Origin of the sequence: Rhodococcus sp. ACS1, assembly GCF_002300155.1 — a bacterium.
Taxonomy (GTDB): Bacteria; Actinomycetota; Actinomycetes; order Mycobacteriales; family Mycobacteriaceae; genus Rhodococcus_F; species Rhodococcus_F koreensis.
On record NZ_NSDZ01000010.1, the window covers coordinates 190287 to 215683 of the forward strand.

The following is a 25397-nucleotide window of genomic DNA, read 5'->3' on the forward strand; positions in this document are numbered from 1 at the left end:
TGATCAAGACCAGCGCGGCAACGCTGGCGGGAAGGTACGCCCGTGCTCACGGTAGTACACGACGACGACCGGACCAACGACGACGACGGGCGGTCGTTACTCGACGAGATCGTCCGCGACGGTGCCCGGCAGATGCTCGCAGCCGCCCTGCAGGCGGAGGTCGCCGCCTATATCGAACAGTTCGCTGACCAGGTCGACCAGAACGGTCGCCGCCTGGTGGTGCGCAACGGCTACCACCACGAACGCGGTGTACTGACCGCCGCCGGTGCGGTCACCGTGAAAGCCCCTCGGGTCAACGACAAACGCATCGACCCGGACACCGGAGAGCGGCAGCGATTTTCGTCGGCGATCCTGCCGGCCTGGGTGCGCAAGTCCCCGCAGATGAACGAGGTACTGCCCTTGCTGTATCTGCACGGGCTCTCCACCAGCGACTTCGGGCCGGCGCTCGAGCAGTTCCTCGGATCCGGTGCCGGGCTGTCGGCGGCCTCGATCACCCGGTTGACGACCCAGTGGCAGGACGAGGCCAAGGCCTTCCAGGGTCGGGACCTCTCGGGCACCGACTTCGTCTATCTGTGGGTCGACGGTATCCACCTCAAGGTGCGGCTCGAGCAGGACAAACTGTGCCTGCTGGTGATGATCGGGGTCCGCGCGGACGGCCGGAAGGAGCTCGTCGCCCTCACCGACGGGTATCGCGAGTCCACCGAGTCGTGGGCGGACCTGCTGCGCGGCTGCCGACGCCGCGGTATGACCGCTCCCGTTCTCGCGGTCGGTGACGGCGCTCTGGGGTTCTGGAGGGCGTTGCGGGAGGTGTTCCCGGAAACCCGGGAGCAGCGGTGCTGGTTCCACAAGCAGGCCAATGTTCTTGCTGCGCTACCGAAGTCGGCGCATCCGGGGGCGCTCGCGGCGATGAAGGAAATCTACAACGCCGAGGACATCGACAAGGCCCAGGTGGCGATCAAGGCCTTCGAGCTCGACTACGGCGCGAAGTATCCGAAGGCGGTCGCGAAGATCACCGACGACATGGATGTGTTGCTCGAGTTCTACAAGTATCCGGCCGAGCACTGGGTACATCTCCGCACCACAAATCCCATCGAGTCAACTTTCGCGACGGTGCGGCTCCGGACGAAGGTCACCAAGGGGCCGGGTTCGCGTGCGGCGGGACTTGCCATGGCTTACAAGCTGATCGACGCCGCCCAGGCGCGCTGGCGTGCGGTCAACGCACCACATCTGGTCGCGCTCGTTCGTGCGGGCGCGGTGTTCCACAAGGGCAAACTGCTCGAACGACCCACCGATATCAGCCCCAACGCCGGGGCGATCGAGCCCGCAAGCACCGGATCGGAGGTCGCTTGAAACAACCTCATCCACAGGATTTGACAATATCTCCCGTCGTTCGTTACGCCCACGTTGACGAGATGCTCGAAGCATCCGGTGTCAGGCATCTCATGGCTCACAATCGTTAGCACCCACAAGAAGAATCTAGCGACCAGGACACCGGTGGCGGGCCGCCCATGCCTGTCTCTTGCGGGACAGCCGGATGCTGAGCCAGGCTCGTCGTCTACCGCAGCTCCCCCATCACACCAGCATCAGCGACACACCAGAACCTCAAACATCACTCCAGCGCCAGCAGACACCGGCGTCGTAACGGCGCGCTCACACCGCTGATGTCGACCTGAAGGAATTCCGCACGCTGCCCTCCCACCGTGAAGTCCGGTGGCGACCCGCACCTGACCCGGCATCGGCTGCACCGGTTCCTGCCTGGTGCATCGACTCGAACATCCCCGAGCTCCTCACCCTGGCGAAGACGATCGACACGTGGTCGCCGGAGATCAACGCGTTCCTCAGCACCGGGATCACCAATGCACGGACCGAGAGGTACAACCGGCTCGTGAAGGCTGTGAAGCGCGCCGGTTGCGGCTTCCGAAATCGTGAGAACTCACGCCCGCCGGATACGCTTCCACTGCACCCGCAAATAGCGGGCCGCGACTCAGACTTCATGCTGATTGCCTGGACAAAGTTGAAGAGCCCGGATACCGGCACAGACTTTTGCGGCATAGAGGTGCCGCTTGAAGCACACACGAGAGTCCCCGTATCGAGCCAGCCGACGGGCGGAATGCCGCCCTCGGTCGCCCAGCCCATCGGCTGTGACCAGTCACTCGTTACAGCGTCCTCGCGCAGTTTTGCCAGCTCCTACCGAACGCGCTCGATTGCCGCGATGACCGCTGGATCGTCGGGGTCGTAGCCCTCGCCCGGATCGCTTGGCGCTCGATGTCATCCACGCAGTGAACGCTAGATCACCCCAACCAGCTGCGGAGGTTGTGAGCCGCCGCCGGGGACCGTCGCACCGCGGTGTTGTCGGCCATTGCTTCTCCCGTATTTGTGGACGTTGTTAGCCATTCACTCTTGAATAACCTCGGCAACCTCCGATACCGATAACACGTCAAGTGCTGGGTCGGGAGGGGGGTTAATCAGGTAATTCGGCACAACCGGGCCTTCCACCGCCGGTTCAAGGGGCGCAAGATCGGCAAGCGCAAGCACACCGTCCTTTCCACACGTCAAGCAGTCGCGATGACTACTTGCTTGCACTACGAACGACCGCTGTTTCAAGGCGTCGTAGACCACGATGTCGGCCACAGCTACCATTCGGTTCTCACCGCTCAGGAGTTTTACTAACTCGCATACTTGCAGCGATGCGACGACACCGTTCAGAAAGATGACTGACGGAGCAGCTTCCTCGGTCCCGTAACCATGTGACTCTTCATATTCACGCTGCGCCTTGGAGGCCAGATCGTGCGCCGCCTGACGTCGGTCGATTAGTCCCCGACACTCTAAACAGCCGGCGCCAGGCAAGACGAGCTGCACCTGACCGCCCATCGCGAGGGTACGATCGCTAATGTGAACTCCGGTACCCGCATCCAAGAGGGGAATGAGATATCTAACCGACAGATGATTTATCGCCAATCGTGCGCCATGGTTATCGAGGCAACCAACAAGGATGTCGGCAGACTTTGCGGCCATTAAGGCTTCCTCTGTCATGATGCTCGCGCTGACAGCGGTTATCCGCGCCTGTGGGTTGATCGAAGCGACGGCATCGGCAAATACCTCGACCTTCGGGCGGCCTACATCATCAAGCCGCGCGCCAAGTAGTCTGTTAAGATTCGTCTCTTCAACGCGGTCGTGATCTATCAGCGCAATATCACCAATGCCAAGATAGGCGAGCTGAAGGGCGACAAACGATCCGAGACCTCCAAGGCCAACTACTGCAATCGACGTTCTCGCAAACGCTTCTTGCGTTGTTGTACCAAGTAACGGAATTTGCCGATCGTGGCGGATCTCCGTTTCAAATGAACTTTTGGATGTGGAACTGACCAAATCCACGTAGGCGATCCCAGCCTGCTCGTTGTTCTTACGGCCGACGATAGTTACACGTGGAATCGGAACAATGTCCTCTGTGCTTGCATCGTAGTAGTGAGCATCCAGACTCCTCTGCCCCAGTACCATCGTCGCGTGGTAAAATGGCGCAGGAATAATGCGGGCAACCTCTGGCATCTTCGCCCTGTCACTGTCCCAGTCGATAGCGCTGAACGTTGTTCTGTCGCTGTCGTCAAACGGGTGTGAATGGGCCTCGATGAGACTCCATCCTTCCGCACGACAACGGCTTAAAGCCTTTGCGACGAAGGCACCCGATGGGGTCAACCCAACTGCCGACTGTCCAATGAAGTCGTCCTTCGATGCCAACAGCAGATCATGCACCACGAGCCTGCATCCGCTCATCGTCTCATTCTGTGCGGCAAAGATGAAGGCCAACTGCTCATCCTGAAACTTATCCCGCGGTTTACCGAGCAGATGCGCACGGAGTTCATTCCAAGTATCTATGGTAAAGACAATATCGCGAATTGCCGCCATGACGATCGTCTCTCTCGGCTAGATGATCGCATTCCTGTTGTTGAATGTTGCCTTGATCATGTTTAAATAGGTTATCAGGCTTGTGCCTCTCTGCCAGTCCGCCGCCCCTAACGCTGGGGTCCATGACTCCATATAAATGCAAAAATGTCCCCATCCGCGAGCTAGACGTTCGCGCTCCTCCGATTCGTTGTGGCCGGATGCAGTGTGCGGATGGTGAAAGAAGTGGCCTAAGGGGCGACCATCATGCGTGCGCAAATTGTTATCTGTCCAGAACCATTGAGGCGTAGTGCTCGGGTAAGTGTCAGGTGCGCGCCATGGGATATCGACGAGGATGGCAACTTCGCGCTTGTTCCAACCGGATGGGAGAGGAAAGTGTGGGACGTACAGCCACGACGCATCGTCCCGATCGAATGACACTTCGCCATACAGCTTCGATAATGCGATTGACTCAGCACGAAGCCGACTCACACGTATCCTCGTTTCAAGGTTTACCCGCGCCACTTTAGTCCGACTCCGTTTTCGCGCAGTATCCGTATCTGTAGTGAGTTATGGTGGAGAAGTCTTCGGCATCTGCGGGTAGGACTTCGTGGTCGCTGAGCTCAACGAGTGTCTCCCCAGGCATAGCCGCCATGATCCATTGATTGTCACCAATGCCAGCTGCCCGTTTTAGGTCTCCAGCGGTCGCTTTGTCGCCCCTAAGCTCGATTGGCTCGCCGTTGAGTATATGGATTCCCATCAGTTGCCTTTCTCTTCTGGTGAATAAATTACTTCGCGCCCTCTATGTTGACCTATTACCGGTATCAGTGTTACTCTTTAGCTGGAATAATTTAATAACGGAGAAAATTCAATATGGATGCAGCCGAACATCGAGGCACCCCTATGCCGGACTTCGAGCCAACGCATTTGGATAGCGAAGCAACGATGTTTTCGATCGGCAACTTTGACATATACGACGGCGGCGCTGCGATTTTCGTGAGTAGTGAAGACCGCGAAGGCAAGCACGTAACGTTTACACTGCTGGCCGATGAGGCGCTTCGCCTGGAAAAATTCATTGCCGACCGGCACGATCGATTTGTTAAAGAGGCAACGAAGCCGGTCGGCAGATCCCCGTTGTCTGATCCTGTCAGTATCGTCGAGCCGCACAGTGGACCACAGGAGGTGCCATGGAACCCGAACGTGCCAAGCGAAGATCCGGCAGACCCGACGGGGTCGGCCACAGCGCCTTCCGCGTAGTCAGCGCACGGTTCGCGGTGGGGAAACCAAGGGTGGCTTCCGTGCTGCGGGGTCGTCGCCATGTTCGACCCCTCACGCTGTCGAGCCGAATTGGTTATCTGCGTTAGGAAACGGCGCCGCTATGGTCGGTTGCCTCTCTATCTTGGCGGGCTGACGGGCTATTACATCTACAGCGCGATGCGTACGGACTTCAGCAACTGCAGCGAGGATGATCCGCTCTTCCGCCGGTAGCTGCCCCATGGATGAATAATGCCCGAAGTGATGCCTCCCGTCCAGCAACCCCGCGTCATTGGCTGACCCGTAGATCAAGCGAATGACAATACCGGGTTCTCATATCGCGCAAGGAGGGTTCCGGCGCGGTTGTCAGAGGGCACAGTCGCAGTTGGAATATCTCGCGTCGCCACTGGCAGCGCCCTACCATGGTTGCTACGAACCGCCCAGGGCATCGATGTCCCTTTCAGCAGTTCGAGGAGGGACGATGCCTGAGCCAATACCCCGCAACCGGAACGTCCCGCGCTGGGTTCCAGGCCCGGCAGCGGGTCCCCTTACAAGAGTTGCAAGCGTTCGAGGGAGCAGGTGGGTGCTCGGGCTCTGCGTAGCTGGCCTCATCCTCCACGCCTGGGCATCGCCGAAGTTTCACGCGTCAGACGGCTGGCCCGGATCCTGGCTCTACGCCGTATCGCACTGGCCAACGGCACCACTCCAGGAATGGTTCATGCTATTGGCGGTGTCTGCGCTCGTGTTTCTCGCGGTCATGACGCGAGGCTTTACAGAGGTCGCCGCTAGCTATTCCCGACCGCTTCGCATCACCACCTATGCCGGCATCGCAACCCAACTCCCGATGGCGGCTGGGCTTATCATCGTCGCATTATTTGTCGCATTATGGGTCCTTGTGTTCATGGCAATCGTCGGCTTCATTGGCGGCCTCATATCAAGTGCCTTGGACTAGAAGGACAGGGTCCGCCGTGCCAGCAACGGAACAAATCGACCGAGGCAACGATGCCTGAGGACGTCCCGTGGAACCCGAATGCTGGGTGGGAACCAGATTTGCCGAATCCATACATGCCGCCACGAGAAGTCAGAAACCCACCCCCTCCGCCTCGGCGGAACCCACCGCCGCCCGCTCTGGACCCTGAGCCAGAGCGACGACCGCGGCGCTTGCTCTTGGGAATCCTCGCGGCCGTCATCGTCGTCGTGCTAGGCATTGTCATTATTGAGCGAGTGGGCACGGAATCCTCGCCCACCAAAGAGTCCGTGGGCGTGACAAGCATCCCGCCAGCATCAACTGCTCCGACCACGACGGCGACGGGTTCCCAGCCAGCGCCGCAACCAGTTGCGGCCAGTGGTGACGGAGTTATCGGTTCATCTCAAGGCCAAACTGTCGAGTCGCTCGCATTCAACGCGTCCGGAACGCTGCTCGCCACCGGCAGTTGCGACTACAAGGTGCGGCTCTGGGATTTTGAGACACGAACACCTCACGGCAGTCCGCTAACTGGACACTCGAACTGCGTTGTGTCGGTCGCGTTTAGTCCCGATGGCTCTCTGCTGGCAAGTAGCGCCGACGACGGCACCGTTCTTTTATGGGATGTTGCAAGTCATCGTCAGGTCGGCCAACTCAAGACAGGCATCGGGAGCAGTGCGGGGCCGGTGGCGTTTAGCCCTGACGGAAGGCTTGTCGCAGTAGGTACAGGCCCATCAACGGTGCTATGGGATGTCAATAGTCGGCAGCCAATAGGTGAGCCACTCGACAAGGGTGCCAGTGACTATTCTCGAAGCGTCTTCAGCCCTGACGGGTCGACGATTGCGACTTCTGGTTCTCCTGGTGTTGTGTTGTGGAGCGTTGCAACACAGCAATCAGTCGATCAACTGTCGATCGCCAGTGAAGTCCTCGCATACACAAATGACGGTCGGCTGTTGACCGCCGGAATGGGCCCGTCTAAAGATGGTGCGTCCGATCGCTACCACAGCGCCGTGTTTGTATGGGATGCGCTGGCTCAGCGTCAGATCGGTGAGCTGAATATGGGCGACCGTGGGAATATCGCGGTCGCGTTTAGCCCGGATGGAAAGCAAATCGCGACTGCAAGCGGAATTGGTTATACCTCCGGATACACAATCCAAGTGTGGGATCTCGTAACTCTTCAAACAGTGGGCAGGTCAATTACAGGACAGACCGATGGTTACACCATCACTTCTCTTCAGTTTAGCCCCGACGCCACGATGCTTGCCGGTACCGCGGACAGTTCACCCGAAGTATGGGTCTGGGACCTAAAGCAGCATCGCTGATGAAGAGCGACAGCGATGCCTGAAGACGATCCCGCGAAGCGGGTGGGCTCCTTCAGATACCCCAGCCACGGTGTGGCGCGATCTCCTGCAAACGCATGAAGCTAACCAGGGACGTCTCGGGCCGAACGAGCGTCTTTCATTATCATTGTGACGATTGACGTTGGGCGGTTGATATGGTAATCGCGGCTGGAAGTGTGAAACAGGATAATCGCCAGGTTGCGCTGACTCCGGATTACGCGCTTTGGAATTCCAGCACGCTAGACCGCATTGGGTTTGGTTGCTACCGAGGTGACTATCACGCGTTTGGCCGGGTTGTCATTTCGGTGACCTCTGCTGATGAGCTCGTCGTAAAGCTTACGCAGGGTCGTCACATGCCGTCTGATCGTGTTGTGGCTGTACTTCCGCCGCCGTAACAAGGCGATGTACTGCTTCACGTCTTTCTCGGTCAGCGCCAGCACGTCCTTGTCACGTTCGACCGCCCACCGGAATACGTCCTCCAGATCACCCCAATACGCTCGCGCGGTGTTGTAGCCGTATTCGAGCAGCACCTGCTCGCGCAGCTCGGCGAACCGCCTGTACCTGACCTCCTGCTCCCGGATGACCGGCAGTAGATGGTCGGGGTAGTACTCGTCTCCCACCAGCCCACCCTAGCAACGCGAAGGGTGGGCTGAGTGCTATCACCCTAATGGTTTTCTTCGCTCTACCTGCGCAAATACAGTCATCAGCATCACCTTCGTCATCCGCCGCACCAACAGTGGCGTTCACACCTTGAAGCGAGAGGAGCAATTCATATGGCCCCAAACTCAGAACTCTCGACACGATGGGCGAACAACATGGAGTTCACTCGCCGACACTGCGTTGTCCTGGCGTTCGTCATCCTGGGCGTAGGCATTCTTTCAGCCTGCGCACCTGTTCGTGCCGTACCGCGAACAGTCACTCTCATCGCCACCGCCACCACCGCCGAACCCCGTCCCTCGTTGCCGGACTCGCTCCGAACTGACTTGATGCGCTTGGCGAAGTCGTCGAAGAAGGCAGGCCAGGCAACCGTCCGCCTCATCACCTCACCGGACGCTCCGGTTATTGAGCGCGATCTCACGCCGTTGCGGCCTACTAACGGCGGAGTCCAGCATGCCGCCGCTGATGCCGACCGGCAGATCAGGGACGCGCTCGGCGGCGTCGACGAACTACTGCGAAACAGCACCGCGAATACACCCGGCCTCGACGTATTGTCGCTCCTGGACCGCGCCAGCCAGATGCCGGACTCGGACATTAACGTCCTGTCCTCGGGTGCGAGCACCGAGGATCCAGTTGCGTTCCAACAGATCGGCTTCGACTTCGACCCAGTGAGCGTCATTGACCGCATCGAGCAGGGTGGCGGCCTGCCAAATCTGTCCGGCCACGTGGTGGCATTCCACCACCTCGGCATAACGGCTGGGAGCCAGCCTCGCCTGCAACCGTTCGAACGGCAGGCCATCGAGACCTTCTGGTTGCAACTCTGCCAGCGCGCCCATGCCGACAGCTGCGCCATCGCCAAGGATGAATCGGTGACCGAGCCGCCGATCGCCACGCTCCCTGTGCCGGTCATTCCGGTGACGACTATCGCGACGGAGGGCGGCTGTCCGGTCTGGCAGCGGCTTGGTGACGACACGCTGCACTTTCGGCCGGACAGTGCCGTCCTTCCATCCGACGCCGATGGGTTTCTCATCAAGATCGTGGCGGACGCCCGCGCGTGCAAGTTGCGGGTGAGTATCACTGGGCACATTGCCGACACGGGCAACGGTGATCGGCACGACTTGGCTGGCCAGCGTGCCCGAGCGGTATCAAGTCGGCTGGCGGCTCTTGGCCTTCCAACCGACGCGCTCGGCACCGTGGAGGGCCGCGGTACGAGCGAGCCCGTGATCTCGAATTTCACCAATCGCCAGTTCGACGAAGCCAAAGCTCGGCTGAATCGGCGCGTCGAGCTGACCTTCCACCGTTCGATGGGCAAGTAAACCCGGATCGCTCACTTACGTATTCCACTTAATACCAACAAGATTGGAGACGTACTTATGACCACTCACCCCACGACCATCCGTAACGGCCGGTCGGCAAAACCATCGATACCAGCTTCCACGTCCGAGGTTCGTTCCACTCCGTATGTCCGGGCGCGGGTACGGAAGCGCGACATTGTCACCTCACTCGCGGGCCGAGGCCCGATCCCTTTCGCCTGGCTGGTCATGGTGCTGGCGCTCGTCAGCGAGCAGTGGCGTATCGGCATCAAGCGGTCGGCCATCCGGCTGAGCAACCTCGAAGCGTTGGTGGCCTCGAAGGGCCTCGCCGCAGCCGAAAAGATTCGTGACCACGGCGCCGACCAACTTGGCCGGCTGGCCGACACATACGCCCAGCTGCAGGCCGAGATCGCTAGCCTGCGCGCCGAGGAGGCCCGGTTGGACGACCATCCCGTGTCCGGGGTGAGTGGCGAGCTGCTGACCGCGACCGCAGCCGAAGCGCGGATGGCGACTGTCGCGGCAGCCGTTACGAAGGAGGCTGACGAAGGCAGCTTGAAGCACCGGCGCGTTGCGCGGTGGTTGAAGCGCTTGGTGCCGTTCGCCACGCTCCTGGATCTGCCGGTCCTGCTGTACTTCATCGGCGAAGTGTTCAATGTCGACTGGGGCGGCGTCGGCAGCGGTGACCGAGCTGCCCTTGGCCAGTCCATCGTGCCCTTGCTGACCAGTGTGGTGTTCGCCATCCTCGGTACCGCGGCCGTGGCGATCGGGCTGCATTTCTTCGGCCGGGATCTCAGGGGCTACAAAGATCGACAGGGGCATCCGCCTCGAGGGAAGGCCGGGGTCGTGCCGCGGGTGTATCTCGGCTTGTCGATCACGGTGGCGATCGGCGCCAGCATCGTTATGGCCTACCGGATCGTCAGTGACAGCCTGTCCGCCGGTAACGGCATCACCGGGGCGGCCATCTTGGGCGTCTTCTTCGCGATCATCGTGCTGACGCTCAACATCGTCATTTTCTCCGTCCAATACCGCGACGGCTCCACCCACACCGACGAGCTCGACCACCACGCGATGCAGCTGAAACCGATTCGCCTCAAGCGGCACCAGCTCCACCAACGCATCGACCAGCTGACCTCGCAACTGGATCTGCTCAAGGTCAAGGCTGAACGCGTCTTCGCCACCACGCTGACGAAGATGGGTGCGCCGATCAAGGGGGCGGATCAGCTGCGGCTGCTGGCGCGCAGTTACCACCAGGGGTGTGGCGCGGAAGCCGAATTGGTGGCCCCTTACGGAACGTCGCAACACGGCCTGTTGCTGCCCCTGGTCACGGTCGACACCTCCGGGCTGGACTCGTTGCTGAGGCAGCTCCAGTCGACCGAAGAATCGGGCAACGATGCCGAAATCGGAGAGTGGTGAGTGATGAGCGACGGCACCGGCCTGGTCGAGAAATTTCGGAGGGCGTGCGTCAGCATCCTGATCGGCGCCATCGCCATCTACTGCGCGGTGGCAGTCGTCGAATCCATCTGGCCGACGCTGGTCATCATCCTCGGCATTGTAGGGATCATCGGGCTGGTGGTGGGCGGGGTTGCGGTGTACCGCAAAATGCATGGTCAGTGGTGAGAAAAATATGTCACAGTTTCACGTACTTTCACCCCTGTAAAACGCGGCGCGTCGGTGTTGTAGTTTTTGCAATCACTATTGATTTTTGCGCAAAAGCAAATCATATTGGGGTCGGAATCTTTTGCGCACACGCAAATGACCGAACCTAACGCGTCATTCGCGTAGCTCCATTTATTTTATCAACGTAATTCAGCGAGGAGAACAGCTATGTCAAAAACAGGACGATTCAATTACCGCAGAAGCGAACGAGAAATGAAGCATCTGTCCCGCGCCGAGCGCCGCGTCTATGTACGAACGGTGCGGCATGATCCGCCAGATGTCGATCTGTTGAGCAAAGCGTTCCTGACGCTCACGTTGGCCGACGCGAAGGAGGCTGCAGACGTTGCGCGCGATACCAGCGGCGTCAGCGCACCGCCAGCAGGGGGCGTCTCGTCCAACGGCACGTTCACCTCGAATGTCGTTGCCGAGACCGACAGTCAGGAGGTCGACCATGACGCCTGACGACGCTGCTGACCTCGGGTCAACGCTGACCGCCGACTCCCTCGTCTGGCAACACCTGTTCTGGCCCAGCCCCTTTCGTGAGGCAGCGGCGACCGCGCTGCTGCGTCACTGGGCGGCGCAGAAGCACGCCCCGCAGCTGATCCTGGAGGCGCGCAGTCAGGGCAACCGTGGTACGACCGACGTCGACTACCTCGTCGGCAGCCAGCTCCGCCATGCCCAGGCCGTTCGTCGCAGCGTCGAACAGCTGGTTGGTGGCAGCATCGTCACCCCCTTCGACACCGACGAACGCGGCGATGTCACGACTGCCCGCCGCCTGAAGCTGACGACTACGGACTGGCCGTTGGAGCCCGTCGACCGGGTAGCCTCCAGCCGGTCCATCCTCAGCGCGTTGACCGCCGTCAACACCGGCGAACGCCTGGTGATCCAAGTCGTCCTGGGGCCACGTCGGCAGCCCACCTTGCCATCAGCCGAACCGGCCAGCAGTGACCAAACCGTGGCGTCGAAACTGTTGCACGGGGTGCTGCCCGAGAAACGACCGAACGCCCGTCAGGCCCTGATGCGCAAGCTCGGCCAGCACGGCTTCACTTCGGTCATCCGGATCGGTGTCGAGGCCGCCACGGCCGAGCGCCGCAAGACCTTGCTGCTTGGACTGGCCGCGGCGATCGGGACGGTCGAGACGGCGGGCGTTCACTTGAAGCTCGTCAACGAAAAGCCCGGCAACATCACCACGCCGAAGTCCAGTTGGTCGCTGTTGATGCCCGCCCAGCCGCTCAGCGTGCCGGAGGTCAGTCATCTGCTGGCCTGGCCGGTCAGTGACCATGATGAGCGCTTCCCCGGCCAGCCGCCGCTGCATCCCAAGCCGGTCCGACCCTCGACGGCGCTGCAAAGCGGCGACCGCGTGGTTGCCACCGCCAATGCGCCTGGCATCCACGGCAGCATCCGGTACGGCGTTGCCGACGCCATGCGGCACAGCTGGATCATCGGGCCGAACGGGACCGGCAAGTCGACCCTGCTGCTCAACCTCATCGTCCAAGATTTGGAGGCGGGCCGGCCGATCGTCGTCATCGAGCCGAAGGACCTGGTGACCGACATTTTGGCGCGGATTCCGGCGCAACGGAAAAACGATGTGGTGCTGCTCGATCCGCTCGACGCGGCGCCGGTCGGCATCAATCCGCTCAGCCGGATGAACGGCGCCACGCCCGATGGCCGAACACCGGAAGTGGTCGCTGACGCGCTGTTCGGCACATTCCAGGCGCTATACGGCGACAGCGGCGTTGGCCCCCGCAGCGCAGACATTCTGCGGAACTGCCTTGAAGTGCTGGCCAAACGGGACGACGCCAGCTTGGTGATGTTGCCGCTTCTGCTCTCCAATCCAGGGTTCCGGCGGTCGCTGACCCAGCGCGTTGTCCGGGAGGATCCATTTGCCGCTGGCCCGTTCTGGCAGTGGTTCGACGCTCTGTCGCCAGAAGCCGTGGACAACAAGATTGCGCCGCTGAGCAACAAGCTGCGCCCATTACTGACCAAGCAGCTGCGAGCGGTCCTGGCGCAACGCAATCCGAAGTTCAATATCCGGCAGGTGCTGAGGGACAACAAAGTGCTGCTGGTGCCGCTGCAGAAGGGCGTCATCGGCCCCGAGTCAGCCCAGTTACTCGGCGCGATCGTGCTGGCGGAACTGTGGCAGGCCATTCGGGAGCGGGCTGGCTCACCGGAAGACACCCGCATCCCAGTCCTCGTCTACATCGATGAGGTCCAGGACTATCTCAGGCTGCCCACAGATTTGGGCGATGCCCTGGCTCAGGCCCGGTCACTCCGTGCGGGCTTCCACCTCAGTCATCAGTACGAGAAGCAATTGCCGACGGCGATGCTTGACGCCTTCCGCAACAACGCGCGGTCGCGAATCTGCTTCCAGCTCCAGGCGGGCGACGCCAAGGACATGGCGGCCGGGCAGTCGGTGCTGGCGCCGGAAGATTTCGGCAGCCTGCCCGCCCACCACGTCTACGCCAGCCTGATGCGCGACAACTCGGTTCAGCCGTGGGCGTCGGGGGTCACCCTGCCGCCGCCACCGATCACGAGCGATCCAGAGGAAATCCGTCGTCTCAGCCGTGAGGCGTACGGCCAGTCCCGGGACAAGATCGAGGCCGGGTTCGCTGAGCTGCTGGAGCAGGTCACCGATGGCGACGGCACTGCCGCAACTCGGCGCAAAAGGAGGCAGTCATGACGGGGAACGAGGGAGGAGCGTCATCGACACCTACTGTTCGCGCCGGTATTCGTGCCGCATCGACTCACTCAGCAACATCTGTCCCGGTCAACGCCGAAAATCGCGTCCTGCTGGACGCGAATGATGGTGCCCATTCGGGCACCACACACCGCCCCTGGCGCCAGACCCGGCAGCCGATCCGGGACATTTCGGCACTGGCCAAGCAGCTCGGAGAGCGTGACTGGTCGATCCTGCGATCCGTCGCCACCCATCGGTTCTTGACTGTCCGGCAGATACAGGCGTTGCAGTTTGGTGAGCTGCCGGAAGCGAGCGGCCTGCGGGCGGCGCAGCGGGTGCTGGCCAGGCTGCACGACCAGCGGCTGCTGAGCAGATTGGCGCAAAGGATCGGTGGCATCCAGGCTGGCAGCAGCGGGCTCGTCTACTACATCGACGACGTTGGAGAACGGCTGCTGCGCTTCGACAGCGGCGGCTCAGCCCGGCGACGCTTCCACGAGCCGACCCGCCGCTTCCTCGATCACCAGCTGGCCATCGCTGACGTCCATGTCGCGCTCGTTCAGGCTGATCGCCAGGAGCAGGTGGAACTGCTCAAATGCGACATCGAACCCACCGCCTGGCGGCAATACGTCGGCATGGGTGGCGCTCGACTCACGTTGAAGCCGGATCTGTATGCCGAAACCGCCGCGCCACCCGGCAACGAGTATGTCGACAGCTGCTTCATCGAGGTTGACATGGGCACCGAGAGCATCCCCACGCTAGTTAAGAAATGCCGGGAATACGAGGCCTACCGACGCCTCGGCATCGAGCAGGATCGAAACGACGGCGCCTTCCCTGCGGTCGTCTGGAGTATGACCGCGAGCGATCCGAGCAAGGCCGAACGCAGACGCCAGGCACTCCGCCAGGCCATCGACGCCGACCGAAACCTGCGCAACGACCTATTCCGCATCATCGCCCCAAACGAACTCGTCCCACTCATGCAGCAAGGATGCCAGCTATGACCAACCCCGAACCCCTACAGCATGATCCCGTCGTCAGCTCTGCCGTCATGGCCCTCGGCGCACCGCAGCGGTACCGGACGATCCTGGCCGACCCGCCGTGGGACATCCAGCAGAAGGGGGGTCTCGGTGCCTCGCAGCACTACCGCCTGATGACTCTCGACCGGATCAAGGCGATGCCGGTCGCCGATCTCGCCGAGGACGACGCGCACCTGTGGCTCTGGGTCACCAACGCCACGCTGCGCGACGGCTACGACGTCATGGAAGCCTGGGGCTTCATGCCTCGCTCGCCATTGACGTGGATCAAGCCCCGGCTCGGGCTTGGCACCTATCTGCGCAACAGCACCGAGCACTTGTTGTTTGGTACGAGGGGACGCGCCCCAGTCAAGTTCAAGGCGCAGCCGACCTGGATGTTCGCGCCGCTGCAGGATCACTCGCACAAGCCCGAAGAGCAGTACGCGGTCATCGAGCGCATTAGTCAAGGTCCGTTCCTGGAGCTGTTCGCTCGCCGGCCGCAACCGGGGTGGCATTGCTGGGGCGACCAAACCGACTCGCACATCAGCATTCCCGGCTACCCGGTGCCCTCCGACCTGAAGATCAGGGCACTGGACCCACCGAACAGCGAGCCCCGCGCCAACCCGGCAGCGCCGGGGACCTAGACCGTGCCTCGTCGGTGTCATGCGGCCGTACCCGTAAGTGCACCAAGCGTTTACCGGCCGCACAGCACCGAGGAGGAGCTATGTCCACACCGTATGAGGCCGAAGGCCAGAAGAAACGCCTGGCAATCGACCTCGACCCGCACCGGCACACGCAGCTGACGTGGATCAGCCAGCTGCGTGGCAACAGCCTTGGCGCAGAGGCGATGAACGCGATTGATGCCCACATCGAGGCAGCGAAGCACGATCCAACGCTGCTCGCCAAGCGGGACCAGGTCCGCGCCGAAATGGAGCGCGAGGCCAAGGCGAAACAGGAAGCGCTCACAAACCTGTTTACCGAGGCTCCGGAATCACCTGCCAAGGCAGAGGGTTCGAGAGCCAGCGGTAGCCGTCCACGGCAACGACGAGGACAACAGGAAGGCGACGCACCCCAAGAACCCTAGGTCCATGGGGAACTGCCGGAGAAAGGCACCGCTCACAGCCACGGTGCACACGCCACGGCGACCGTCGTGGTGACTAGCGGCCGGGAGGGTCGGCAGATCGAGTGGTTTCCACTCTCTGCCGTCCGACCGGCCGCCTAACACAGCAACGATAACCACAAAGAAAGAGAGGTAATTCATGAATGATAGACAACCGCACTATAATTCAGGCAACAAAGGGTCGAGCGAGGACCAACAGCAGTCCGGCGCAGAGGAATACGAACCTGGCGTAGAGGCAGCCGCTGCGGACTCCGAAACCGGCCACGAGGAGGATCCGGCACCCAACCCGCTGATCTACGTCGCCAGCGTTGCCGACTATGAGGCTGGCCGGACCCACGGCGTCTGGCTCGAAGCCGCCCGTGAACCAGAGGCGATCTACGACGACATCCATCGGATGCTGGAGTCATCATCGGTACCGGATGCAGAGCGTTTCGCTATCCGAGACTCCGAAGGCTTCGGGGTTGCACGCGTGTACGAGAACGACTCGATCGAGCTAGTCAGCACCATCGCGCGGGGCATTGCTGAACACGGCCACGCCTTCGCCGCCTGGGCAGATGTCAACGAGGGAGCATCTGAACACTACGATCACTTTGCGCGGGCATACATCGGGCACTACGCATCACTGGCCGCGTATGCGCAACAGCTCATGCAGGAGATGGGCTACGAGGCGCTCCTGGACACGACGTTGCCGGAGGATCTGCGCCAGCACGTACACATCGACTACGACGCCGTCGCGCAGGGGCTGTTCCGCGACGGGCATGTCCAGGTCTATAAAGCGCCGGGCGGTGGCGTCTGGCTATTCGATGAGCGGGCGTAGGAGGCGAGGTGCGAAATGCGATGCGCCACCACGATTTAATGAAAATTTAATGTTGTGGAATTGTCCAAAGAAATTGCTTTTGCGCAAATTGTGAGGTACTCTTGGAATGCGAAATATAAACGGAGACAACCGAAATGGCTGCATCACGCACCCGCGAATCCAAGCGGATCGCCACAATTATCACGACACGGCGCACGGAATTGGGCCTCAATCGCAGCGAACTGGCCCGCCGGACCGGACTCAATCCCTCGACCATCATGCGGCTCGAACAAGGCCTTTTTGCTCGACCCAATCCGCATTCCCTGCTCGCCATTGCGGATGGACTGAATCTGCCCGGAGACAACCTCCTCGCCGAGGCTGGCTGGATCGCGAAAGCGAAGCCGGTCACCGGCAAGCCGCATGTCCGCATCACCTACCAGGACATCCCGTCCGAAGTCGCCCGCGACATCCAGGCCGCCATCGATGCCATAGCGAGCAGCCGTGGCATCAAATTCGATATCTATCACGAGTCAGTCAGTGGCGACGACGAAACGGCGGCGTAAGCCAGGCCGTATTCACCGCATTTCTCAGCCACCAATCCGTTGATCGAAAAATAACGCGAAGAAAGGAGGTGCACCATGCATACAGCACCAACAATATCCAACCGCCACGGCAGGCCTTCGGGTGTACGCCCTAGCGCCAGACTGGCTCATCTTCGCGCCTATTTGCCGCGCCAGCGCGTTACCTTCGCGGCAGCCCTCAACCTGGCTCAGCGGCAAGCGAACAGCCTCCTCGCACCTGTCGACATCGACGGCGCCGTACCGATCGAAATAATGACCGACCTCCCCGGGCTGCGCGTGGAATACGCGCGCCAGCGGCTTCCCGGCGCCAGCTTCTGGGACACGCTGGCAAAGCAATGGGTGATCCAGCTGAGCCGGACCACTCCCTGGAGACGGCAGCGATTCACCATTGCCCATGAGTTCAAGCACATCCTCGATGACGGACACGCGCAGCTGCTGTACCACGGCACCGACGACCTCGGCGCCGCCTACCAGGCCGAACTCGCCGCCGACCACTTCGCCCGATGCGTACTGGTACCGGCGCGTGCCCTCCGGCGTGCCCGGCGAGCCGGTCTCACCACCACTGACCTCGCCACCCTGTTTTGTGTGGGCGAGAACGTTATCCGGGATCGGTTGCGAGGCATCGGGCTCATGGATAGCTACCAGCAGGTGGCGGTACGGCCCAGCAGATCAGGAACCGACACCAACAAAGCAGCCAGCCCAGGCAACATCCGCCGCCGTCCTGAATTTAACCGGAGTGCGACACGAGTACCGGCTAACACGTCGTAGCAGTTCAGCAGAACTAAATAAGTCGCACAAATGAGGAGGAATAACGTATGACAACCATTGAAGCGGATACCGAGCTACAAGACATTACGCCCAAGACGGCAGTCTCGTACCCTCGCGTCTCCACGAAAGAACAAGCCGAGAAAGACGGCGAAACTGATGGGTATTCACTGCCCGCCCAACGCGAAGCCAACCGCAAGAAAGCGGCGGCGCTCGGCGCAGTCGTCGTGAAAGAGTTTGTCGAGCGCGGTGAAAGCGCCAAAACAGCAGACCGGCCCGAACTGCAGAGGATGCTCGCCTACATCAAGGACAATCACGTCGACTACGTGATCGTCCATAAGGTCGACCGCTTGGCCCGCAACCGGGCCGACGACGTTGAAATCCACATGGCGATCAAGAAGGCCGGCGCCGAGCTGATCTCCGCGACCGAAAACATCGACGAAACCCCCAGCGGCATGTTGCTGCACGGCATCCTGAGCTCCATCTCCGAGTTCTACTCACGCAACCTGGCCACCGAAGTGCTCAAGGGCATGAACGAGAAGGCCAAAGGCGGCGGCACGCCTGGCAAAGCTCCGATCGGCTACTTGAACAAGGGGATCATCAACGACCAAGGAGCCGAAGTCCGCACCGTCGTGGTCGACCCAGAGAGGGCTCCGTTCATTGCGTGGGCATTCGAGGCGTACGCCACCGGCCAGTGGACTCTCAAGGGCCTCGCCGCGGAGCTGGAGGCGCGCGGCTTGACGACCCGGCCGACGCCCAAGCGGCCAGCCCGCCCGCTCAAATACAACTCGCTGCACCAAATCCTGCGCACGCCTTACTACAAGGGTGAAGTCGTCTACCGAGGAGTCAATTACCCCAACGGTCGGCATCAACCCCTGGTTGATCCGATCACCTGGCAACAGGTGCAGACCGTCTTGGCCTCGCACGCGGTGGGGGAGAAGCAACGCGAGCACCCGCACTACCTGCGCTCGACGGTGTACTGCGGGGGCTGTGGGACCCGCCTGATCGTCACCAACGCGAAGAATCGCTACGGTACGGTGTACCCCTATTTCATTTGCCTGGGACGTCATCAGAAGCTCAATGACTGCCGACGGCAAGCCGTGCTCATCTCCCGAGCTGAAGAACTGGTCGAAGAGGAATACCGGGCCATCCGCCTCAGCCCGGAACTGCGCGAGCCCATCGAAACAGCCTTACGGCGGGATCTCAGCGCAACCAAGCAGGCCGCCGAACGCGAACAGAAGGAGCTGAATACTCGGAGGCAACGCCTGCTGGACGAGCGCGCCAGGCTGCTCCAAGCTCACTACGCAGGCGCGGTGCCCCTCGATCTGCTGAAAACCGAGCAGGACCGGATCGCAACCCAACTGGCCGGAGTGGAAGCCCGCTTGGAGACGAGCATGGTGCACCTTGAGCTGGTGGAGCAGAACCTCCGGACGGCCCTGGGCTACGCGGTGAACTGCTATGCCGCCTATTTGCGGGCTGATCACCACGTCCGGCGTCTGTTCAACCAGGCATTCTTCGAGAAGGTCTACGTCGAGCAGGACTACGTCCGGGTCGAACAGGCCGAACCGTTCAAGACGCTGCTCGGGGATGAGATGGCGAGCATGCTCAATCCGACGACCGATGATGGTGACGCCGCTGTGCACGCAGACGCACTCACGGTGGACGAGGGCGATCAACGAGCGGCACCTGACGGGGTCGAGCTGATGGAGGTGATCAGGCGAGCGCCTGCCGGGGATCCATTCGCACCGGTCGGCAGCCGAGAACGCAGAAACCCTACGACCGGGGTCGTAGGTTTGAAAGAAACGGTTTTGGTGCCCCCGGCAGGATTCGAACCTGCGACCAAGAGATTAGAAGGCTCTTGCTCTATCCCCTGAGCTACGGAGGCGCGCAGCAAATATTACCTGCCGCCCCGAGTGCTCCGACCGGGGCTGGGGGGTGTGCGTCACGAGCCCAGGACCGCCGCGCAGAGCAGGAGTCCCGCCAGAACGATCTCGACGACGAAATAGAACCACACGGGGTAGAACCGGGTCGGCCGGTCGGTGAGGGCGGCCACGATCCGGCCGAATGCCATCCCCAGCAGGGCGACGGCCACCGTCACCGCGGCGACGGATCGGATGCCGTGGGCGTCGAAGGCCGCGAAAAAGAGCAGGCCCGCCACCGCGACACCGAAGCCGCCGTAGACCGCGCGCACCTCGGCGCGGGCCGTCGCCGAATCCGCGGTCAGACCGAACGGTGCGACCAGGCGGGCGGGCAGGGCGAGCCCGTAGACGCCCATGCCCGCGAAGAACAGCGCCACCACGATGATCAGAAACTCCGCCATCTCAGCCTCTCGTTTCCCTGCGACACGTCCCTGTCGACGGTAGCCGGAACCGAGACGGACCCTCGCGTCTCCGACGGCCTGTCGTAGGTCCTACCCTTGATGTATGGCTACACCCCAGCTCGCGGCGTCCGACCCGGCTTCGAAACCCCCGAATCGTGCCGATTCGACCGCCCTGTTCGTCGTCGGCGGTCTCATCGCCGGCCTGGTAGCGGCAATCGTCGTCGGACTCTCCGCTGCTCAGGCGCTCGTGCTGCTGGGAATTCCGGATCCCGGACCGATCACCACCTACGGATTGCCCGCCATGCGGGCCGTGTCGGAGATCGCTGCCGTCATCACGATCGGATCGTTGCTGCTCGCCGCGTTCTTCGTGCCACCGCAGAAGTCCGGCGTCCTCGACGTGGACGGCTACCGCGCCGTCCGCACCGCGTCGTACGCCGCGATCGTGTGGGCGGCGACCGCCCTCGTCCTCGTCCCGTTGACGCTGTCGGACACGTCCGGGCAACCCTTCGCCGAAGCGGTCAAGCCGGCCAACATCTTCAATTCGATCGATCAGGTCGAACTCGCCGGCGCCTGGCGCTGGACCGCGATCATCGCCATCGTCCTCGCGATCGCCTCCCGGCTCGTGCTGCGCTGGTGGTGGACGCCGATCCTGCTGGTCGTCGGCATCCTCGGACTGATGCCGCTCGCGTTGACCGGGCACTCGTCCTCGGGCGGTTCGCACGACATGGCGACGAACAGCCTGATCCTGCACCTCGTGGCGGCCTCGCTGTGGGCGGGCGGTCTGTTCGCTCTCCTCGCCCACGCGCGTCGGCGCGGCGCCTACACCGACGTCGCGGCGCGCAGGTTCTCCGCGGTCGCGACCGTCTGCTTCGTCGTCATGGCGGTCAGCGGTGTCGTGAACGCTCTCGTCCGCGTCCAGATCGGCGACCTCGTCGACACCACGTACGGACGCCTGGTGGTCGCGAAGATCGTGGCCCTCGTCGTACTCGGTGTGTTCGGGTGGGCGCAGCGTCGCCGGGCGCTGCCCGCACTGCAGAAGGATCCGACGAAACGCGGCAACCTGATCCGCTTCGCCGGTGCGGAGGTCATGGTCTTCGCCGCGACGATCGGTCTCGCCGTGGGACTCGGCCGCACGCCCCCGCCGCCCCCGACCGCGGCGCCCACCCTCACGGAGGTGGAACTCGGCTACAACCTGGCGGGGCCGCCCACGTTCGCTCGCTTGATGCTGGACTGGCGATTCGACCTCCTCTACGGCACCGCCGCGATCGTGCTGGCCGTCGTGTACGCGCTCGGACTGCGCAAACTGCGGCGGCGCGGCGACCGCTGGCCCGTCGGCCGGACCGTCGCCTGGATGTGCGGGTGCGTGGTGCTGCTGATCGCCACGTCGTCGGGTGTCGGTCGCTACTCTCCGGCCGTGTTCAGCGTGCACATGGGCGCTCACATGGCGCTGTCCATGCTGGCGCCGGTTCTCCTGGTGCTCGGTGCCCCGATCACGCTCGCCCTGCGCGCCCTCGATCCCGCGGGCAAGAACGGTGTGCCGGGACTGCGCGAATGGATCCTGACCGCGCTGCACAGCCCGTTCTCCCGGTTCATCACGCACCCCGTCGTCGCGGCGGTGCTGTTCGTGGGCGGTTTCTACGCCCTGTACCTCGGCGGGATCTTCGAGGCCGCCGTCGACTCCCACTCCGCGCACGTCCTGATGAACCTGCACTTCCTGCTGAGCGGCTACCTCTTCTACTGGGTCGCGATCGGCATCGACCCGTCGCCGCGCAAGCTGCAACCGGTGACGAAGCTCGCGATGGTGTTCGGCTCCCTGCCGTTCCACGCCTTCTTCGGCGTCGCGCTGATGAGCATGGGCGCCGTGATGGGCGAGTGGTACTATCGATCGCTCGGACTCGGCTGGAACGCCGACCTGGTGGGTGACCAGCAACTGGGCGGCAGCATTGCCTGGGCCACCGGTGAGATCCCGCTGGTGCTGGTGATGATGGCGCTGCTCATCCAGTGGTCCCGCAGCGACGGCCGCACGGCGCGGCGGGTCGACCGGGCCGCGGACCGGGACGACGACGCGGATCTGGCCGCGCACAACGCGATGTTCGCGGAGTTGGCGCGACGGGACCGCGAGGCCGGGCGCTGACCGTTAGCACGCCGCCCCGACACGTTCGGGGCTCTCGGGGCCGTTTTCGCGGTTCCATCCACAACCGCTCGATTTCTCCACAGATGTCCGCTGCAGGCCGAAAACGGCGCCGCCGGACGGCACGCTGTGAGTGAACGCACCTTGCCGCACTCACAGGGGGTAGACGTCATGTACGAAACACACGGCACCGTCGTCGGAACGGTCATCACCAGCCCGGTCACCCGGTCGAACGCCGCCGGTGACGAGTTCCTCAGTTTCCGGATGGCGAGCACGGTCCGGCGCCGCGACCACGCGACGGGGGAGTGGCGTGACGGGAGCACGCTCTACCTCACGGTGACCTGCAGGCGACGGCTGATGGCCGGCGTTGTCGCCTCGATCACGAAGGGCGATCCCGTTCTCGTGACGGGCGAGTTGCGCACCACCGAATACACCACCCGGGACGGCATCGCCCGCTCCGACCTGGAGTTGAGCGCCACCGCGATCGGACCGGATCTGGCCCGGTGCACGGTGGTGCTCGAGCGTGCGCCGAGAACGACCGACGGCGGTGCGGGGAACCCGGCGACCGAAGAGGTGGCCACCCGGTCCCTCGTCGCGTAGCGCACCTGCGGGTATCGGCGCCGACCTCGCGTTCCCGGCGCCGATGCCCACGGCATCTTCCCGGGAAGCCCCCGATCACGTCCCCGACCCTCCGCGATGTGGGTTCATCGCGCGTCACCATTAGGCTGGCCCCATGGCTGAGTTCATTTACACGATGAAGAAGGTGCGCAAGGCGCACGGTGACAAGGTCATCCTCGATGACGTCACGATGAGCTTCTACCCCGGCGCCAAGATCGGTGTGGTCGGCCCGAACGGCGCGGGTAAGTCCAGCATCCTCAAGATCATGGCGGGGCTGGATCAGCCGGGCAACGGTGAAGCGTTCATCGCTCCGGGTGCCACCGTCGGGATCCTCATGCAGGAACCGCACCTGGACGAGACGAAGACCGTTCGCGAGAACGTCGAAGAGGGCATGGGTGAAACCATGGTCCAGCTCAAGCGGTACAACGAGATCGCCGAGCTGATGGCCACCGACTACTCCGACGAGCTGATGGAGGAGATGGGCGAGCTCCAGGAGAAGCTCGACCATGCCGACGCGTGGGAGATCGATTCCCAGCTCGAGCAGGCGATGGACGCTCTGCGCTGTCCGCCGCCGGAGGACATGGTCACTCACCTCTCCGGTGGTGAGAAGCGCCGCGTCGCCCTCTGCAAGCTGCTGCTCAGCAAGCCCGACCTGCTGCTGCTCGACGAGCCGACCAACCACCTCGACGCGGAGAGCGTCCTGTGGCTGGAGCAGCACCTCGCCGCCTACCCGGGTGCGATCCTGGCCGTCACCCACGACCGGTACTTCCTCGACCACGTCGCCCAGTGGATCTGTGAGGTCGACCGCGGCCGCCTGTACCCGTACGAAGGCAACTACTCCACCTACCTGGAGCAGAAGGCCGCCCGGCTCGAGGTCCAGGGCAAGAAGGACCAGAAGCTGCAGAAGCGTCTCAAGGAGGAGCTGGCCTGGGTCCGTTCGGGAGCGAAGGCCCGACAGGCGAAGAACAAGGCCCGCCTCGACCGCTACGAGGAAATGGCCAACGAGGCCGAGAAGACCCGCAAGCTCGACTTCGACGAGATCCAGATTCCCGCGCCGCCGCGCCTCGGCGACGTCGTGGTGGAGGTGTCGAACCTCGACAAGGGCTTCGACGGACGGGTCCTGATCAAGGACCTGTCGTTCACCCTGCCGCGTAACGGCATCGTCGGCGTGATCGGACCCAACGGTGTCGGTAAGACGACGCTGTTCAAGACCGTGGTCGGGCTCGAGGAGCCGGACGCGGGCGAGGTGAAGATCGGTCAGACCGTCAAGCTCAGCTACGTCGACCAGAACCGCACGGGCATCGATCCCGACAAGACGGTGTGGGAGGTCGTCTCCGACGGTCTCGATCACATCGTGGTCGGCCAGACGGAGATGCCGTCGCGCGCCTACATCAGCTCGTTCGGGTTCAAGGGCCACGATCAGCAGAAGCCGGCGGGCGTCCTGTCCGGTGGTGAGCGCAACCGCCTGAACCTCGCGATGACGCTCAAGCAGGGCGGAAACCTGATCCTGCTCGACGAACCGACCAACGACCTCGACGTCGAAACCCTCGGTTCGCTGGAGAACGCGCTCGAACAGTTCCCCGGCTGCGCCGTCGTGATCTCCCACGACCGCTGGTTCCTCGACCGGACCTGCACGCACATCCTCGCGTGGGAGGGGGGCTTCGGCGACAACGAGGCGGCCTGGTACTGGTACGAGGGCAACTTCGAGGGCTACGAGGCCAACAAGGTCGAGCGGCTCGGACCGGATGCTGCCCGTCCGCACCGCGTGACGCACCGCAAGCTGACGAGGGACTGACCTGGTGGGGCAGCAGGCCTTCACGTACGAGATCCAGGTCCGGTGGGGTGACTCCGACCGCCTGGGTCACGTCAACAACACCCGCTTCATGGAGTACATGCAGGAAGCGCGGATCGCGTTCCTGACCACCGAGTTGCGCGCCGCCGGCGCGCAGCCCGGTGCGATGGTGGTGCGCAAGATGGACGTCGAATTCCTGCGTCCGGTCACCGACGCCTCCGGTCCGCTGACGATCGACGTGTCGGTGCTCCATGTCGGCAATTCGTCGTACACGATCCGGCACGTCGTCACGAGCCGCGACGGCGTCCACTGCGCGACGGGCGACGCCCTGCTGGTGGCGTTCGACGTGAAGACCGAACGGTCGCGTCCGCTGTCCGAGGCGGAACGCGACGGGCTCGAGAAGTACCTCGCGCCGGTGACCACCGGCTGACGGATCCGGCACGCGGGGTGCCCGAAGTTCACCCTCTGTTCCCATCGCCGCGGGCTAGTCTCGAGAGAGTTGCCCGCGGCGATCGGAACGAAGA

General features: G+C 62.7%; 25 protein-coding genes, 1 tRNA gene and 1 pseudogene. 21 read left to right on the forward strand and 6 right to left on the reverse strand.

What is annotated here, in order from left to right:
- The first annotated feature begins 42 nt into the window (after positions 1 to 42).
- Complete coding sequence (locus CJ179_RS39160) at positions 43 to 1350, forward strand: IS256 family transposase (RefSeq protein ID WP_095864843.1); 1308 nt, start codon at positions 43 to 45, stop codon at positions 1348 to 1350.
- A 454-nt stretch (positions 1351 to 1804) separates the two neighbouring features.
- A complete protein-coding gene (locus CJ179_RS54255) occupies positions 1805 to 2239 on the forward strand; it encodes a transposase (RefSeq protein WP_373560188.1) in 435 nt (144 codons plus the stop codon).
- 155 nt (positions 2240 to 2394) lie between these two features.
- Here the strand turns inward: CJ179_RS54255 and CJ179_RS39170 are convergent, their stop codons facing one another.
- Both CJ179_RS39170 and CJ179_RS54260 read right to left on the reverse strand, forming a co-directional pair.
- Positions 2395 to 3903 carry a ThiF family adenylyltransferase gene (locus CJ179_RS39170; RefSeq protein WP_095865110.1) on the reverse strand — a complete coding sequence of 503 codons (1509 nt, stop codon included), beginning with the start codon at positions 3901 to 3903 and terminating at the stop codon, positions 2395 to 2397.
- Positions 3904 to 3921: 18 nt separating this feature from the next.
- Positions 3922 to 4404, reverse strand: a complete 483-nt coding sequence (locus CJ179_RS54260) for an E2/UBC family protein (protein ID WP_143549034.1) — start codon at positions 4402 to 4404, stop codon at positions 3922 to 3924.
- A gap of 348 nt (positions 4405 to 4752) precedes the next feature.
- Between CJ179_RS54260 and CJ179_RS51040 the strand changes: the two genes are divergently transcribed.
- From CJ179_RS51040 to CJ179_RS39180, 3 genes are all read left to right on the forward strand, one after another.
- On the forward strand, positions 4753 to 5136 hold the full coding sequence (locus CJ179_RS51040) for a hypothetical protein (RefSeq protein WP_143549035.1): 384 nt from the start codon (positions 4753 to 4755) through the stop codon (positions 5134 to 5136).
- Between the two features lie 727 nt (positions 5137 to 5863).
- Positions 5864 to 6085, forward strand: coding sequence for a hypothetical protein (locus CJ179_RS51815; protein ID WP_218834907.1), 222 nt, complete (start codon positions 5864 to 5866; stop codon positions 6083 to 6085).
- Positions 6086 to 6300: 215 nt separating this feature from the next.
- Positions 6301 to 7419 carry a WD40 repeat domain-containing protein gene (locus tag CJ179_RS39180; protein ID WP_218834908.1) on the forward strand — a complete coding sequence of 373 codons (1119 nt, stop codon included), beginning with the start codon at positions 6301 to 6303 and terminating at the stop codon, positions 7417 to 7419.
- A 257-nt stretch (positions 7420 to 7676) separates the two neighbouring features.
- Here the strand turns inward: CJ179_RS39180 and CJ179_RS39185 are convergent, their stop codons facing one another.
- Complete coding sequence (locus CJ179_RS39185) at positions 7677 to 8057, reverse strand: site-specific integrase (protein WP_179377853.1); 381 nt, start codon at positions 8055 to 8057, stop codon at positions 7677 to 7679.
- Positions 8058 to 8252: 195 nt separating this feature from the next.
- On the opposite strand from CJ179_RS39185, the gene CJ179_RS39190 reads away from it, so the two are divergent.
- The 12 genes and pseudogenes from CJ179_RS39190 to CJ179_RS54265 form a co-directional block, all read left to right on the forward strand.
- Complete coding sequence (locus tag CJ179_RS39190; protein WP_179377854.1) at positions 8253 to 9410, forward strand: OmpA family protein; 1158 nt, start codon at positions 8253 to 8255, stop codon at positions 9408 to 9410.
- Between the two features lie 225 nt (positions 9411 to 9635).
- Positions 9636 to 10820 carry a hypothetical protein gene (locus tag CJ179_RS39195; RefSeq protein ID WP_095865115.1) on the forward strand — a complete coding sequence of 395 codons (1185 nt, stop codon included), beginning with the start codon at positions 9636 to 9638 and terminating at the stop codon, positions 10818 to 10820.
- 3 nt (positions 10821 to 10823) lie between these two features.
- Positions 10824 to 11024: a hypothetical protein gene (locus tag CJ179_RS39200; RefSeq protein ID WP_095865311.1), complete on the forward strand. Its 201-nt coding sequence runs from the start codon at positions 10824 to 10826 to the stop codon at positions 11022 to 11024.
- 207 nt (positions 11025 to 11231) lie between these two features.
- Positions 11232 to 11525 carry a hypothetical protein gene (locus CJ179_RS39205; RefSeq protein ID WP_143549036.1) on the forward strand — a complete coding sequence of 98 codons (294 nt, stop codon included), beginning with the start codon at positions 11232 to 11234 and terminating at the stop codon, positions 11523 to 11525.
- Positions 11515 to 13743, forward strand: a complete 2229-nt coding sequence (locus CJ179_RS39210; RefSeq protein ID WP_095865117.1) for a type IV secretory system conjugative DNA transfer family protein — start codon at positions 11515 to 11517, stop codon at positions 13741 to 13743. The genes CJ179_RS39205 and CJ179_RS39210 overlap by 11 nt, the downstream gene beginning before the upstream one ends.
- Positions 13740 to 14738 (forward strand): replication-relaxation family protein, encoded by a 999-nt coding sequence (locus CJ179_RS39215; protein ID WP_095865118.1) that lies wholly within the window; start codon positions 13740 to 13742, stop codon positions 14736 to 14738. Before CJ179_RS39210 ends, CJ179_RS39215 begins: the two co-directional genes overlap by 4 nt.
- Positions 14735 to 15394: an MT-A70 family methyltransferase gene (locus tag CJ179_RS39220; RefSeq protein WP_257016018.1), complete on the forward strand. Its 660-nt coding sequence runs from the start codon at positions 14735 to 14737 to the stop codon at positions 15392 to 15394. The genes CJ179_RS39215 and CJ179_RS39220 overlap by 4 nt, the downstream gene beginning before the upstream one ends.
- Before the next feature lie 80 nt (positions 15395 to 15474).
- Positions 15475 to 15834: a hypothetical protein gene (locus CJ179_RS39225; RefSeq protein ID WP_095865119.1), complete on the forward strand. Its 360-nt coding sequence runs from the start codon at positions 15475 to 15477 to the stop codon at positions 15832 to 15834.
- Positions 15835 to 16009: 175 nt separating this feature from the next.
- Positions 16010 to 16687 (forward strand): antirestriction protein ArdA, encoded by a 678-nt coding sequence (locus tag CJ179_RS39230; RefSeq protein WP_095865120.1) that lies wholly within the window; start codon positions 16010 to 16012, stop codon positions 16685 to 16687.
- Between the two features lie 134 nt (positions 16688 to 16821).
- Positions 16822 to 17229 (forward strand): helix-turn-helix domain-containing protein, encoded by a 408-nt coding sequence (locus tag CJ179_RS39235; protein WP_095865121.1) that lies wholly within the window; start codon positions 16822 to 16824, stop codon positions 17227 to 17229.
- Positions 17230 to 17304: 75 nt separating this feature from the next.
- The gene (locus tag CJ179_RS39240) at positions 17305 to 18015 is read left to right on the forward strand and encodes an ImmA/IrrE family metallo-endopeptidase (protein WP_095865122.1); all 711 of its coding nucleotides are present in this window, start codon (positions 17305 to 17307) and stop codon (positions 18013 to 18015) included.
- 47 nt (positions 18016 to 18062) lie between these two features.
- A pseudogene (locus CJ179_RS54265) lies at positions 18063 to 19145 on the forward strand (recombinase family protein); the annotation flags it as partial.
- Between the two features lie 57 nt (positions 19146 to 19202).
- On the opposite strand, the gene CJ179_RS51055 reads toward CJ179_RS54265, so the two are convergent.
- The 3 genes from CJ179_RS51055 to CJ179_RS39255 all read right to left on the reverse strand — a co-directional run bounded on the left by CJ179_RS51055 (position 19203) and on the right by CJ179_RS39255 (position 20332).
- A complete protein-coding gene (locus CJ179_RS51055; RefSeq protein ID WP_143549037.1) occupies positions 19203 to 19688 on the reverse strand; it encodes a hypothetical protein in 486 nt (161 codons plus the stop codon).
- 133 nt (positions 19689 to 19821) lie between these two features.
- Positions 19822 to 19897 (reverse strand) — tRNA-Arg (locus tag CJ179_RS39250).
- A 57-nt stretch (positions 19898 to 19954) separates the two neighbouring features.
- Entirely contained in the window at positions 19955 to 20332 is a 378-nt protein-coding gene (locus CJ179_RS39255; RefSeq protein ID WP_072947062.1) for a DUF4345 family protein, read from the reverse strand.
- Between the two features lie 103 nt (positions 20333 to 20435).
- Between CJ179_RS39255 and CJ179_RS39260 the strand changes: the two genes are divergently transcribed.
- The 4 genes from CJ179_RS39260 to CJ179_RS39275 all read left to right on the forward strand — a co-directional run bounded on the left by CJ179_RS39260 (position 20436) and on the right by CJ179_RS39275 (position 25303).
- The gene (locus CJ179_RS39260; RefSeq protein WP_095865123.1) at positions 20436 to 22466 is read left to right on the forward strand and encodes a cytochrome c oxidase assembly protein; all 2031 of its coding nucleotides are present in this window, start codon (positions 20436 to 20438) and stop codon (positions 22464 to 22466) included.
- A gap of 168 nt (positions 22467 to 22634) precedes the next feature.
- Positions 22635 to 23063, forward strand: coding sequence for a single-stranded DNA-binding protein (locus CJ179_RS39265; RefSeq protein WP_095865124.1), 429 nt, complete (start codon positions 22635 to 22637; stop codon positions 23061 to 23063).
- A 133-nt stretch (positions 23064 to 23196) separates the two neighbouring features.
- Positions 23197 to 24876, forward strand: coding sequence for an energy-dependent translational throttle protein EttA (ettA, locus tag CJ179_RS39270; RefSeq protein WP_072947065.1), 1680 nt, complete (start codon positions 23197 to 23199; stop codon positions 24874 to 24876).
- 4 nt (positions 24877 to 24880) lie between these two features.
- Positions 24881 to 25303 carry a thioesterase family protein gene (locus CJ179_RS39275; protein ID WP_072947066.1) on the forward strand — a complete coding sequence of 141 codons (423 nt, stop codon included), beginning with the start codon at positions 24881 to 24883 and terminating at the stop codon, positions 25301 to 25303.
- Positions 25304 to 25397: the final 94 nt, after the last annotated feature.